Origin of the sequence: Pseudarthrobacter albicanus, assembly GCF_018224015.1 — a bacterium.
GTDB lineage: Bacteria > Actinomycetota > Actinomycetes > Actinomycetales > Micrococcaceae > Arthrobacter > Arthrobacter albicanus.
Genome location: NZ_JAGPOT010000194.1, coordinates 1 through 1,299, shown reverse-complemented (window position 1 = coordinate 1,299; position 1,299 = coordinate 1). Strand labels below are relative to the sequence as shown.

Genomic DNA, 1,299 nt, shown 5'->3' with positions numbered 1-1,299 from the left:
AGGGCTTGCCAGTAAATAATCTTGCGTGTCTGGTTTCGGGCCGTACTGTGGTGGTATGTCCCTTGCCGTTGAGGTTGAAGAGTCGTTGAAGGCGAAGTTCGAGGCGTTGTTGCCGCATTTGGACGAGCGCCAGCGCCGGCTGACGCTGGGCGCGGAGGCGCGGTCGCTGGGCCATGGCGGGATCGCACTGGTGGCCCGGGCGGCTGGGCTGAGCACCGTCACGGTCGCCAAGGGTGTCGCGGAGCTGGAGGCCGGCGGTGATCCGCTGGGGCGGGCCCGACGGCCCGGGGGCGGCCGGAAACCGCAGACGGTCACCGATCCCGGCCTGGTCAAAGCGCTGCTGGCCCTGGTGGAGCCCGAGGAGCGCGGGGACCCGATGGGCCCGTTGCGGTGGACGACGAAATCCACCCGTGGCCTGGCTGCGGAGCTCACCCGCGCCGGCCACCCGGTCTCGGCGTGGACGGTGGCCAATCTGCTCCACGAGCAGGGCTTCTCCCTGCAGGGCAACAGCAAACAGGTCGAGGGGACCGCCCACCCCGACCGCGACGCCCAGTTCAGGTACCTCAATGACCAAAGTGCCGCGCACATGGCCGCCGGCCAGCCGGTAATCAGCGTGGACACCAAGAAGAAGGAACTCGTCGGGAACTACAAGAACAACGGAGCGCAGTGGCGTCCGGCCGGGGACCCGGTGCGGGTGAACGTGCACGACTTCCCCGACCCGGACTTGGGCAAGGCCAACCCCTACGGCGTCTACGACGTCTCGGCCAATGACGGCTGGGTCTCGGTCGGCACCGACCATGACACGGCGGCGTTCGCGGTGGAGACGGTTCGCCGCTGGTACCGCCAGGTCGGCACGAACGTGTACCCCGGTGCGAAGAAACTGCTGATATGCGCCGACGGCGGCGGCTCCAACGGCTACCGACTCCGTGCTTGGAAGGCTGAACTCGCCGCTCTGGCAGCCGAGACCGGCCTGGCAATCACGGTCTGCCACCTCCCACCAGGGACCAGCAAGTGGAACAAGATCGAACACCGGCTCTTCAGCCACATCTCGATGAACTGGCGCGGGCGGCCCCTGACCAGCCACCAGGTCATCATCGACCTCATCGGAGCCACCACCACCGTCGCCGGGCTGAACGTCCACGCCGAACTCGACGACAACACCTACCCCACCGGCATCCGGATCCCCGACACCGAGATGGCGGCCCTGCCCATCACCCGCCACGATTTCCATGGCGACTGGAACTACACCCTCAACCCCGCCACGCCGTCATAACAACGTGTTATTTACTGGCGAGCCCT

1 pseudogene is annotated in these 1,299 nt (G+C 67.0%); it reads left to right on the top strand.

The window, feature by feature from the left end:
- Positions 1-55 precede the first annotated feature (55 nt).
- A pseudogene (locus tag J9611_RS21370) lies at positions 56-1,258 on the top strand (ISAzo13 family transposase); the annotation flags it as partial.
- Positions 1,259-1,299 lie beyond the last annotated feature (41 nt).